Here is an 11,995-nt window from a genome sequence, read left to right on the forward strand (position 1 = left end):
CCGCGGTGAGCGCGGTCAGCTGCACCCGATTCGCACTGCAACCCACTGCAACTCTCGCTCTCACTTCCCAAAAGGAGTGTGCTGGGTCACAGAACGAGCATCTCTTCATCGCAAGGAGTTTTCATGACCCAGACCATCGAGCCGATCGAGATCACCCGCACGCGTAGTCCTCAGGAACGGGTCGACGCCTGGCTGTCGAAGTTCGAGGAGGCACTGGTCGCACGCGATGTTCCTCGCGTTGCCGGCATGTTCGCCGTCAGCAGCTTCTGGCGCGATCTCGTCACGTTCACCTGGAATCTCAAGACCGTCGAAGGCCGTGATGGCGTCAGCGACATGCTGTCCGAGCGGCTCGACGACACCGATCCGACGGGCTTTCACACCACCGAGGTCCCCGACGAGGCGGACGGCGTGGTCTCGGCGTGGATCGAGTTCGAGACCGCCACGAGCCGCGGCAAAGGACATCTGCGATTGACGGTGGACTCCGACACGGGCGAGGACGTGGCCTGGACTCTGCTGACCACGATGCAGGAACTCAAGGGCCACGAGGAGCGTCAGGGCAAGTCCCGCATCAAGGGCGCAGTGCACGGCTCCAACGCCGATACCCAGAACTGGGCGGAGAAGAAGGAGATCGAGGAGAAGGAACTCGGGTACAGCGTGCAGCCGTACGCCCTCGTCGTCGGCGGAGGCCAGGGCGGCATCGCTCTGGGCGCGCGGTTCCGGCAGCTCGGTGTGCCGGCCATCGTCGTCGACCGGGCCGAGCGCCCCGGCGACCAGTGGCGCGGTCGGTACAAGTCGCTGTGCCTGCACGATCCGGTCTGGTACGACCATCTCCCCTACCTGCCGTTCCCGCCGAACTGGCCGGTGTTCGCGCCGAAGGACAAGATCGGCGACTGGCTCGAGATGTACACCAAGGTCATGGAGGTCCCCTACTGGACCAAGACCACTGCCAAGTCCGCTACTTACGACGAGGTGGCGAAGGAGTGGACGGTCGTCGTCGACCGAGACGGCGAAGAGGTGATCCTGCGGCCCAAGCAGCTGGTGATGGCCACTGGAATGTCCGGCAAGAAGAACGTCCCCAATTTCCCCGGCATGGACGAGTTCGAGGGCGAGCAGCACCATTCCAGCGAACACCCCGGTCCCGACGCGTATGTCGGCAAGCGCGTGGTGGTGGTCGGCTCCAACAATTCTGCGCACGACATCTGCAAGGCGCTGTACGAGACGGGCGTCGACGTGACGATGCTGCAGCGTTCGTCGACGCACATCGTCAAGTCCGATTCGCTGTGTGAAATCGCGCTCGGAGATCTGTACTCCGAGCGAGCCGTCGAGTCCGGAATGACCACGGGCAAGGCTGATCTCACATTCGCGTCGCTGCCCTACCGGATCATGCACGAGTTCCAGATTCCGGTGTATCAGCAGATCGCGGAACAGGACAAGGACTTCTACGATCGGCTGGAGAAGGCCGGGTTCCAACTCGATTTCGGTGACGACGGATCCGGCCTGTTCATGAAGTACCTGCGCCGCGGCTCGGGCTACTACATCGACGTCGGCGCATCCGAGCTGGTCGCGGACGGCAAGATCAAACTCGTTGCCGGACAGGTCGATCGGATCAGCAAGACCGGCGTTGTGCTCGACGACGGCACAGAGCTACCGGCGGATCTGATCGTCTACGCCACCGGCTACGGCTCGATGAACGGCTGGGTCGCCGACCTGATCGACCAGGAGACCGCCGACAAGGTCGGCAAGTGCTGGGGCCTCGGCTCCGACACCACCAAGGATCCCGGTCCGTGGGAGGGCGAGCAGCGCAACATGTGGAAGCCGACACAACAGGAGAACTTCTGGTTCCACGGCGGCAATCTGCATCAGTCGCGGCACTATTCGCTCTACCTCGCACTGCAGATCAAGGCGCGCTACGAGGGCATCGACACCCCGGTCTACGGGCTGCAGGAAGTGCATCACCTTCGGTGACCGATGTGAGCGGAACTTCGTAGCAGGCTACGAAGTTCCGTGCACATGGACACCTACGACAACCGCGTCCGAAGCAGGCAGAACTCGTTGCCTTCGGGATCGGCGAGGACGTGCCATTGCTCGGTGCCCGTCTGGCCCACATCGGCCGGGCGGGCTCCGAGCGCGAGAAGCCGTTCCAGTTCGTCGTCCTGATCCCGGTCGGTGGGGTTGACGTCGATGTGCAGCCGACCCTTTCCCGTTCTCGGCTGCTCGTGCCCGCTCAGAATGATCGTGGGCTGGGGCCCGCCGAAACCCTCGGCCGGGCCGATCTCGATCAGTTCCTCGCCCTCGCGATCGAGTACGACGAAACCGAGTACCTCGCACCAGAATTGCGCCAACAGTTCCGGGCTTCGGCATTCGAGGACGAGTTCACTGATGCGGCATGCCATGTGTCCCTCTCGGCTACGTTCGGTCGTACAGGTCGATTGCCTGAGCCTTCTTGATCAGCGCATCCTCGGATCGCACCTGCGCGAGGTTGACGACCCGGGTCGGCAGCACCGAGGAATACAGCCAGTCCGTCGCCACCCGCACTCGCGCGGAGACCGTCGGCAACGCGTAGAGGTGATAGCCGCGTGCGACGAACTTCGCCACCGGTCCGGTCAGCGGAATGCCGAGAGGCTTTGCGACACCGTCGAATCCGCCGAGATCGGCGACGAGCCCCAAGTCCTTGTGCTTGTACGGACGCGCCTGCCCGACGCCCATCGACGCCGCGACATTGCGTGCGACGGCAACGCCCTGACGCTGGGCGTGCTGAGCCGTCGGTGGCGTCGGCTTCGACGGGTCGGCGGCGAGGTCGGGGACCGCTGCCGCGTCGCCGATCGCCCAGACGTCCGACACCTCGGGGACGGTCATGTCCGCCCGCACCACGAGGCGTCCGCCCGCTGTCGGTAGACCCAGCTGCGCGATGAGCGGGCTCGGTGCAACGCCTGCTCCCCAAACCAGAGTTCGGGACGGGATGACCTCGTCGTCGGTGAGCGTCACCGACGTTGCGGTGGCCGAGGCCACCGACACCCCGAGCCGGACGTCGACACCTCGCTCGGCGAGCACGGCGAGCGCTTCTCGGCCGAGTCGCTCACCGAGCTCGGGAAGTACCGCATCGGCCACGTCGACGAGGACCCAGCGCACCTCCTCGGGGTCGACGCTCGCCCACCGAGATGCGATACCCCGAACCCAATTCTGCATCTGCGCAACGAATTCCGTGCCCGTGTAGCCCGCGCCCACGGCCACCACCGTCAACCGCTCGGCGCGTTCGCTCCGGCCCTCCGGGGTATCGGGCAGGGCATCGGCTGCGTCGAGTTGCGCGAGCACATGGTTGCGGATGTAGACGGCCTCGCTCAACGTCTTGAGCCCGTACGCATGCTCGTCGACGCCGGGGATGTCGAACTGCTTGGTCACCGACCCGGGCGCGAGTATCAGCTTGTCCCACTCGAGCGTCGAGTCACCGTCGGGGCCGGTCACCGTCAGCTCGCGCGACTCGAAATCGACGGTGGTGACGTGACCGAGCACCAACTTCACGCGCGGCAGTGCCTGCCGGGTGGAGACGGCGATGTCCCGCGGATCGAGCACACCGGTGGCGACCTCGGGCAGCAGCGGACTGTAGAGCAGGTAGTCGGTGGGGGCCACCAATGTCAGCACGGCGCGATCGGGCCCCAGCAGCTTCGTCAGCTGCTGCAAAGCGTTGAAGCCGCCGAAGCCGCCACCGACCACCACGACGCGAGCAGGCCGCGCGGGGGCCGGAGAACTCGTACCGAAACCGGGAAGGAATCTGCGCATATCCGAGATTAACCCGACGGCGAGCCACCTCGCAGACGACGTTCGCAGGTTGCGGAAAGGAGGTCAGCGCACCCCGTCCCACACCGCGCGTGTCGCCGGCCTCGGGTCGAGGGCGACGCCGGGCTCGTTGCCGAACATCATCACTGCGCGGTCGGTACCGTACGGGTCCCAGCCTGGAGAGCCGTCGCGCACGAAGTCGACCCAGGCGCGGTGCATCCGGTCGGCCACCTGCTGCGGCGGATTCGGTCCCGTGATGCGCTCGGTCTCGGGCTTGTGCAACATGTCGAACACGAACGGGATCTCGAGTGCGTGGCAGGCTCCGAGAGCGCCGTCGAACAGCGATGAGCGCCAGGTGAATTCGTAGACGAAGGCGTTTCCGGAGCGGGCTTCGACCAGACGCGTTGCCGGAATCCGAAAGAACCAGTCGGTCATGACGGCGATCATCAGCTCGCCGGCCGAGGCGTCGGGCAGCTGTTCACGGTACTTCTCCAGCGCCGACGGGTCGGCTCGGTACCCGGCGAGGACCATCTTCACGTAGTCCTCGGTGAGGTGTGGGACCAGCCCGGCCGGGACGATGAAGAACGCGTGCTCCTCGCTGGTGGTTCCGATCAGCACGTCGACCTGCGCGCTCGCACCGTCGCTGATGCGCGAAAAGGGCAGCGCGGGAACGACATCACCGTCGATGTACGGCTCGAAGGCCATCACGTTCAGGGCCAGCTCACCCCATGCTCCGGTAGGCGCCTCGGCCGTGATCCGATCGGACAGTTCGCGTTGTGCGTCCACCAACGCATCCACCGGCACCGAACCGAAGCCGTCGACCGAGGCCTCCACGCCGAGCGCCGACGCCAACGCCGCGGAGACCTTCGCGGCGGTCTCGGCGGTGATGACGTGGTGCCCGGCTCCACTCTGCAGAATCGCCCGCTGGAAGAGCCCTTCGGCGCTGGGCATCGACATCAGGGTGCCGACGCTCATCGCGCCGGCCGACTCCCCCGCGATGGTCACTCGCGCGGGGTCGCCGCCGTAGGAGGCGATGTGGTCACGCACCCATTCGAGGGCCGCGACCTGGTCCAGCATTCCGCGGTTGGCCGGGGCACCGTCGATCAGTGCGAAACCGTCGACTCCGAGGCGGTAGTTGATCACCACGGCGACGACGCCGTCTCGGGCGAAGGCGGATCCGTCGTACGTGGGAATGGCGTTGCTGCCGTTGACGAATGCTCCGCCGTGAATCCAGACGAACACCGGCGCCGATCCACCGACGTCGGGGGTGAAGACGTTGACGTTCAGGCAGTCGTCACCGGGTACCACCGGCTCGCTGAGGATCTCGCTGGTCGGCGGCCGGTATCCCACCTTGGGGACGGTTGCCCCGAGCTCGAGGGCGTCGCGAACACCGTCCCACATCGGCGGCGGCGAGGGTGCCTGAAATCGACGGGCTCCGAACGGGGCCTCGGCGTACGGCACTCCGAGGAACGAGGTGATGCCTGCGCCGGTCCGACCGCGAACCTGGCCCTGAGGTGTGTCGACGGTGATCGTGTCCATACCTCATTACTACCCTGTTCGGATCGGACCGAGGCCCTCAGGCGGTCAGACCAGTCGCGCCTCGGGCGAGCCTGTCTTGCCCGGGTCGCGCTCCACGGAATCGCCGAGTGCGTCGTCGATCTTGGCGAGCACATCGGCGTCGAGGGTCACCTCGGAGGCCTTGATGTTCTCGGCGATCTGCTCGGGACGCGAGGCTCCGACGAGCGCTGCCGCGATGTTGTCGTTTGCCAGTACCCACGCAACGGCCAACTGCGCCATGGTGATTCCCAGATCGTCGGCGATGGGCTTGAGTTGCTGCACCCGGGTGAGCGTCTGATCGTCGAGGTAGCGCGCGATCATCTTGTCGCCGCCCTTATCGTCCTTGGCGCGAGAGCCGTCGGGCAGCGGCTGTCCGGGGAGGTACTTGCCGGTGAGAACGCCCTGCGCGATGGGCGACCAGACGATCTGCGAAATGCCCAGTTCCTTCGACGTCGGGATCACCTGATCCTCGATGACGCGCCACAGTGCCGAGTACTGCGGCTGGTTCGAGATGATCGAGAAGCCGTTCTGACGGGCGAGTTCCTGCCCGGCGCGCAGTTGATCGGCGGTCCATTCGGAGACGCCGATGTAGAGCGCCTTGCCCTGGCGGACGACGTCACCGAAGGCGGCGATGGTCTCCTCCAGCGGGGTCTCGACGTCGTAGCGATGCGCCTGGTAGAGGTCCACGTAGTCGGTGCCGAGTCGGCGCAGTGACGCGTCGATGCCTTCGAGGATGTGCTTGCGCGAGAGTCCGGTGTCGTTGGGCCCCTTGGGTCCGACGGGGAAGTAGACCTTGGTGAATATCTCGAGCGATTCTCGACGCTCCCCTTTCAGCGCGTCCCCGAGCACCGTCTCGGCGGCTCCGTTGGCGTAGACGTCGGCGGTGTCGAAGGTGGTGATGCCGGCATCGAGCGCCGCACGTACGCACTGGGTGGCGATGTCGTTCTCCACCTGCGATCCATGGGTCAACCAGTTGCCGTAGGTGATCTCCGAAATCTTCAGTCCGCTGTTTCCGAGGTATCTGTAAGCCATGAAGAAAACGGTACTCCGGTGACCGACGGAGGTTCCATCAGTCGTCTACCGTGCAGTCCGGTAGCGGTTCAGAGCCCCGATCCCGACGCCGGCGAGTACGACCGTTGCGAATGCACCACCCGTCGAGAGCCACATTTCCGGCCAGGACGTGCTCCTTATGGCAGACGTCAACGGCGTGTACGCCGTCCAGCCGTAGGTGACGACCATCGGCACGGTGATCGCGACCGGCACCGCGAGGCCGAGGGTCGCCGGTGTGGGGTCGGCCGGTGTGCACGCTACGTACAGGTAGGCCGCGGCGGCCGGAAAGACGATCAGACTCGCCACATAGTGAATGTTGTCCAGCGGCGGCTGCTCGAACAGTGCCGTCGAGCAGACCACCGCCAGAACTGCGACACCGACCATCGGACGCTCCCAACGCAATCCGAGTGCGGCACCCGCCGCAACCGACACTGCAATGACAGCTACGAGTCCGAGTGTCCAGACCCAGGCCGAGACACTGATACCCACCCCCGACGTGGTGGTCGAGGTGAGCAACACGGCGGTTCCGGCGAGAACCATGATGCCGCCTCGCCCTGGCAGCAGAGCAGCGGCAGCGAACAACACAGGGAAGACAAGAAGGCCGAAGTACCAACCTCCACTTGTCTGGAAAACGTTGTACACGAACAATATATTGAGCAGTAGCCCACCGATTGCCACGAGCAGTATCGCCGCGACTGGGCGAACGCTGCGATCGGTCGCCGGACTTTCGGCCTGGTGTTCGACGCGCGCTGCCCACGCCACTGCCAACACCACCAGCACGCAGAGCACGGGCACGACCACCGGTGTGCCCATATCGGATTCGGTGAGGTAATCGGCGTAGCGCCGGGGAACATCGGGGTAGTGCAATGCCTCGACCGCGCCGGCCGACAGTAGGCCGAGAAGGAACGACCCCATCAGCAGCGCCTGACGAACTCGATCACGATTCGCCTGTACTGCACTGCATCCCAACAGGACTCCGCCTGCCACCACCTCGGCGGAGTCGGACGAGAACAACAGTGCCGAGCCCCCGATGACGACAGCCGCGGCGATGGACAGTGCGGCCAGAATGCTGCGTCGACGAACGACCATTGCCAGAATCACTGCAATCGCGACTCCCCCGCCGCCACTGGAGAACAGCAGCCCGCCGAATCTGGCATCGCCGAAGATGTCGATGCCGTCGGACTGCATCGACAATCCGGCCAGCAATCCGGTCAGAAGTACCCCGAGCGCAACCATGCCCGAATTATGCACTGCCGCCGCGATAGTCCCGTGATGCCGCAAGGATCCTGCTGAGAGTGGCCGCGAAGGCATGCAGTTCACTCTCTCCCACAGCGGCTCCCACGGCATCGGACCATGCATGTTGCGCAACCCGCAGCTCTGCAACGGTGTCGCGCCCCTTGGGGGTGGGTTCCAACAGCTTCGCGCGCCTGTGGTTGGGGTTGTCGACGTACACGGCCCAGCCTTTGTCCACCAACAGATTTGCCGTCCGCTGCACGCTCTGCCGCGCCAACCCCAGCCCGACGCGTCGCGCGATGTCAGCGACCGACAGCGGCTCGTCCAGGGTGGCTCCGAGAACCTGCCACCACGCCGGAGTCAGACCCGCAGGCTCGGTGATGTCGTGCGCGGCAGCGAGGAATTCGCCGTTGAGCTCGAAGATGGGCAACACCAACGCTGTCAGTGCATCGCCCTCGGGGGTGCGTTGTTTCATGCGCCCGCGAGCTGGTCGTAGTACTTGCGTTCCCCTGTCGTGTAGAGGCCGTACCAGGCGTCGACGACGGGTTGCGGAAACACGTTCAGCCGCTCGAACACCAGCTTCGCGAACTCCAACGGGTGCACGCCGCCTGCGGTGATCACGGTGCCATCGGTGACCGCCTTCTCTTCGCGATAGTGCTCAGCTCCCCGATATTCGGTTGCCTGCGTGAGGAACTCGGCGGCATTCGAGGTATGTGGCCGATCGTCGAGCAGTCCCTTTCGGGCCAAACCCAATGTTGCCCCACAGATCGCGGCGACCGGCTTCCCCGCCGCAACCAGTTCGGCGGCGACCTTCAGTACCGTGTCGTGCCCGGAGTCCCAAGTGTCCGCGCCCGGCAGAATCAATGCATCGAGGATCGGAAGGTCGGCGAGCGCGACGTCGGGAGTGATTCTCAATCCTCCCTTCGTCGTGACGGCTTCCCCCGTTTCGGACACGACGATCAACCGGTTGGCGTCCGGGTCTTGCTCACGGGCCATGGCGAGCCCGGCGGTGAGGTACCCGTACTCCCAGTCGGCCATGGTGTCGGTGGCGTACAGAGCAATAGTTGTCATTTCGAACCTCCAGAATTGGACAGCGTGCTGTCATTCTGCGCACACGACAGCACACTGTCAATACATCACTGCCCGATCGGACAGGTTCTGACGAAACGCGCGTCGAACCGGACAGTCGGCGCTAACGTCACAGCACGACCAAGCGCCGGCCAACGGAGGTACGCGCGATGCACAGCGGTGCAGAGAAGCTCCGAGATTCCATTGCCAAGTCCTGGCAACGGTCAGCGCAGAGCGGTCTCGCACCGGCGGACACCCTGGAGCAGGCGAGTCTTCGTGACGTCGACCGTCGCAGCCGCCTCCTCGCGGCGGCAAACCCCATCCTCGATCGGATGGAGAGTGTGCTCGACGGCTCCGGGTACTGCGTCCTGCTCGCCGATCGCGATGCCCGGCTGGTCGATCTCCGTTTCGGAACCCGTTCGCTACGAGATGCGGTGTCCTCGGTCGGCGCGGTCGTCGGCCGTTCGTTCACCGAACAGGCATCGGGCACCAATTCGATCTCGACGAGCTTCGAGATGCGCGCACCCTGTGCCGTGCATGCCGAGGAGCACTACATCGAGTCGATGAAGACCTTCAGTTGCTACGGCCATCCCCTGATCCACCCCGTCACACGCCGCATCGAGGGCGTTCTCGACATCACCTTCCTGGCCTCCGGCGACAACCCGCTACTCAAACCGATGCTCGTCCATGCCGCACAGGACATCCAGGGCAGGCTCCTCGTAGAGACCCGCTCCGGCGAGCAACGACTCTTTCAGGCATTTCAGTACGCGTCCTCTCAGCGCCGCGGTGCGCCCGTCATCGCGATCGCCGACGAGATTCTGCTCGAAAACACCAGCGCTGCAGCAATGATCGACACAGTCGATCACTCCGCGCTGCGCTCGCTCACCGACGATTCGATGCGGCGCAGTGGCGTCGTGCACGATGTGATCCTCAATTCCGGACTGCACGCCACCGTGCGCTGGGAGCGTCCGGTATCGGCCGCGGGCATCGTCATCGAGATCGATCCTCACGACACCGTGCGCACCCCTCTGCCCGCTCCGAAGATTCGAAAGCCGTTGTGCGTCATCGGTGAACCGGGCACCGGAAAGTCGACCACCCTCGCCAGATTGACAGCAACGACGTCACCGCACTGGTTCGACGCCGCAGATCTGGTGACGACCACCCCCGCCGTGTGGTTGGCAGGCGTCGAGCATCGGATCGAGGCCGCACACGATGTGGTGATCAAGAACGTGCACTTTCTCCCGGGTCCGGTGGCGAGCCGGTTGCATTCGACTCTGTCGTCCGCCCCCGGGTGGTACGCGTTGTCGAGCTCGGCCACCGACTCGGCCGAACTCGAGCACCGCCAGCTCCTTTCACTGTGCGCCGAAACCATCGAGTTGGCCCCCCTGCGTTCTCGCCGACACGAAATCCCGGACCTGGTCCGCGCCATCATGGCCGAGCTCGAGTCCCGCGCGCACTTCACGCCTGCGGCGTTGTCGGCGCTGATCGACTACGACTGGCCAGGCAACATCGGCGAACTCCGAGCCGAGGTCACCGAGGCCGCGTCGCGTAGATCAGTCGGAGACATCACCGAGCGAGAACTGGTCAGGCCGCGCAAGAACGCGTCGACGACTCGGATGAGCACCCTCGACACCGCGATGCGCGACGCCATCGTGCACGAGCTGGCGCGGCAGGGCGGCAACAAACGCACGACGGCGGAGAGCCTGGGAATCAGTCGGACCACCCTGTACAAGCGGATGCGCGAGTTCGGCATCCTCGGCTGAGGTTGTCCACTTTCTGAACACTCGGCATCCGTGATCGGGGTCACAATCGTATGCATGGATGCACACACGACAACACGAGAGCAGCTCGACGCACCGTCGCTCTTCATCGGCGGCGAGTGGGTGGAACCCAGCTCGTCCGCACGCATCGAAGTCCGTTCGGCGAGTAACGAAGAACGCATCGGATCGGTACCCGAGGCGCAGGAAGCCGACGTCGATGCCGCGGTGGCCGCCGCCCGCCGCGCATTCGAGGACCCCAGCGGTTGGAGTCGGTGGGAGCCCTCGAAGCGCGCCGACGCGATCGATCGACTCGCCGACGAGTACGAGAAGCGAGCGGACCAGCTCGCCCGACTCGTGTCGGCGCAGAACGGCATGCCGATCTCCATCGCGCAGCAGCTCGAAGGCGGCTTCCCGGTCGCAGTGATGCGGTACTTCTCGGGTCTCGCGCGAACCGCGCAATTCGAGGAATCGCACCCCCATCTGCTGGGCGGGACGACGACGGTTCGACGAGAGCCGATCGGCGTCGTCGGTGCCATCGCACCATGGAACTTCCCGCAGACTCTGGCCGCGTTCAAGTACGCACCTGCCCTCGCAGCCGGCTGCACCGTCGTGCTCAAGCCATCTCCCGAGACGGTGCTCGACTCGGTTGTGTTGGCCGAGGCCATCATTGCCGCTGGATTTCCGCCCGGCGTCATCAACATCGTTCCCGGTGGACGTGAGATCGGTGCCCATCTGGTCTCGCATCGAGGCATCGACAAGGTCGCGTTCACCGGCTCCACCGCAGCCGGGCGGTCCATCGCCGAAACATGTGGCCGCCTGTTGCGCCCGGTGACTCTCGAACTGGGCGGCAAGTCGGCGTCGATCATCCTCGACGACGCGAATCTCGATCTCGCCGAGATCGGTGAGAACCTTTTCGGTGCAACATTTCTCAACAACGGTCAGACATGCTTCCTCGGCACCCGAGTCCTCGCGCCGCGCTCCCGCTACGACGAGGTGGTCGGCATGATGGAAGCGTTCGCGAATTCTCTGGCCGTCGGCGACGCGCTCGACCCGGCCACCCAGATCGGCCCGATGGCCAGCGAGCGGCAACGCGATCGCGTCGAGGGGTACATCGCCAAAGGCAGCGGCGACGGCGCTCGGCTCGTCACCGGCGGCGGTAGGCCCGCATTCCTCGATCGCGGCTGGTTCGTTCAACCGACGATCTTCGCCGACGTCGACAACAACCACACCATCGCACAGGAGGAGATCTTCGGACCCGTCCTGTCGATCATCCCGTACGGCGACGAAGCCGAGGCGATCAGCATTGCCAACGACTCCGATTTCGGCCTCGGCGGATCCGTCTGGACCGCCGACGACGAGAGAGGTTTCGACGTAGCCAAACGAATTCACACCGGAACCATCGGTATCAACCACTACATGGTGGATCCCTCGTCCCCGTTCGGAGGGGTCAAGGACAGCGGAATCGGGCGCGAGCTCGGGCCCGACGCCATCGGAAACTTTCAACACGTCAAGTCCATCTACCGCTGAATCACATCGACCGCTGAATCAATCGA

10 protein-coding genes are annotated in these 11,995 nt (G+C 64.9%); 3 read left to right on the top strand and 7 right to left on the bottom strand.

Features of this window, described 5'->3' with window-relative positions; translation table 11 throughout:
* Window positions 1-123 precede the first annotated feature (123 nt).
* Window positions 124-1,965 (top strand): NAD(P)/FAD-dependent oxidoreductase, encoded by a 1,842-nt coding sequence (locus AB0366_RS07105; RefSeq protein WP_366243244.1) that lies wholly within the window; start codon window positions 124-126, stop codon window positions 1,963-1,965.
* Between the two features lie 53 nt (window positions 1,966-2,018).
* Here the strand turns inward: AB0366_RS07105 and AB0366_RS07110 are convergent, their stop codons facing one another.
* The 7 genes from AB0366_RS07110 to AB0366_RS07140 all read right to left on the bottom strand — a co-directional run bounded on the left by AB0366_RS07110 (window position 2,019) and on the right by AB0366_RS07140 (window position 8,685).
* Complete coding sequence (locus AB0366_RS07110) at window positions 2,019-2,393, bottom strand: VOC family protein (protein ID WP_366243245.1); 375 nt, start codon at window positions 2,391-2,393, stop codon at window positions 2,019-2,021.
* Window positions 2,394-2,406: 13 nt separating this feature from the next.
* Complete coding sequence (locus AB0366_RS07115; RefSeq protein ID WP_366243246.1) at window positions 2,407-3,777, bottom strand: NAD(P)/FAD-dependent oxidoreductase; 1,371 nt, start codon at window positions 3,775-3,777, stop codon at window positions 2,407-2,409.
* Window positions 3,778-3,840: 63 nt separating this feature from the next.
* A complete protein-coding gene (locus tag AB0366_RS07120; RefSeq protein ID WP_366243247.1) occupies window positions 3,841-5,313 on the bottom strand; it encodes a carboxylesterase family protein in 1,473 nt (490 codons plus the stop codon).
* A 45-nt stretch (window positions 5,314-5,358) separates the two neighbouring features.
* The gene (locus tag AB0366_RS07125; RefSeq protein ID WP_094683073.1) at window positions 5,359-6,363 is read right to left on the bottom strand and encodes an aldo/keto reductase family protein; all 1,005 of its coding nucleotides are present in this window, start codon (window positions 6,361-6,363) and stop codon (window positions 5,359-5,361) included.
* Window positions 6,364-6,408: 45 nt separating this feature from the next.
* On the bottom strand, window positions 6,409-7,617 hold the full coding sequence (locus AB0366_RS07130) for a hypothetical protein (protein ID WP_366243248.1): 1,209 nt from the start codon (window positions 7,615-7,617) through the stop codon (window positions 6,409-6,411).
* 7 nt (window positions 7,618-7,624) lie between these two features.
* Entirely contained in the window at window positions 7,625-8,089 is a 465-nt protein-coding gene (locus AB0366_RS07135; RefSeq protein WP_366243249.1) for a MarR family transcriptional regulator, read from the bottom strand.
* A complete protein-coding gene (locus AB0366_RS07140) occupies window positions 8,086-8,685 on the bottom strand; it encodes a DJ-1/PfpI family protein (RefSeq protein ID WP_366243250.1) in 600 nt (199 codons plus the stop codon). Before AB0366_RS07140 ends, AB0366_RS07135 begins: the two co-directional genes overlap by 4 nt.
* Window positions 8,686-8,852: 167 nt before the next feature.
* Here AB0366_RS07140 and AB0366_RS07145 point away from each other — a divergent pair, with 167 nt between their 5' ends.
* Both AB0366_RS07145 and AB0366_RS07150 read left to right on the top strand, forming a co-directional pair.
* Window positions 8,853-10,445 (top strand): helix-turn-helix domain-containing protein, encoded by a 1,593-nt coding sequence (locus tag AB0366_RS07145; protein ID WP_366243251.1) that lies wholly within the window; start codon window positions 8,853-8,855, stop codon window positions 10,443-10,445.
* A gap of 54 nt (window positions 10,446-10,499) precedes the next feature.
* Window positions 10,500-11,969 (top strand): aldehyde dehydrogenase, encoded by a 1,470-nt coding sequence (locus AB0366_RS07150; protein ID WP_366243252.1) that lies wholly within the window; start codon window positions 10,500-10,502, stop codon window positions 11,967-11,969.
* The last annotated feature ends 26 nt before the right edge of the window (window positions 11,970-11,995 follow it).

Source organism: Rhodococcus sp. NPDC076796 (assembly GCF_040702765.1).
In the GTDB taxonomy this organism is placed as follows: Bacteria; Actinomycetota; Actinomycetes; order Mycobacteriales; family Mycobacteriaceae; genus Rhodococcoides.